General features: G+C 59.8%; 1 pseudogene. It reads right to left on the reverse strand.

The window, feature by feature from the left end:
- Positions 1-4: 4 nt before the first annotated feature.
- Positions 5-328, reverse strand: a pseudogene (locus EZM41_RS05830) (ferrous iron transporter B); the annotation flags it as partial.

Here is a 328-nt window from a genome sequence, read left to right on the forward strand (position 1 = left end):
CCCGTCAGTGAGCCAGGGAGAAGAGAAAGTTCAGCGCTCCCCCTGCTGCGAGCGCGGCGATTATCATGATCGCCAAGGCCTCGAGGAGGCGCTTGACCACCAATTCCTTGAGCAGCACCACAAAGGTGGCAATACACGGGAAGGTCATGGAAAGCGTCACCGAGGCCACCACGCGCTGATGCGGTTCGAGCCCTAAGGGGAGCAGAAACCCTACCGCTACGTCTTTGCGCAAAAAGCCGAGCAATATCGGGCCTGCGGTCTCCCGCCGCACACCTAAAACCCCGTCGAAAATCGGCGCCGCTCCGCCGGATAAGACGATAATGATACC

It is taken from the genome of Acetomicrobium sp. S15 = DSM 107314, from assembly GCF_016125955.1.
Taxonomy (GTDB): Bacteria; Synergistota; Synergistia; order Synergistales; family Thermosynergistaceae; genus Thermosynergistes; species Thermosynergistes pyruvativorans.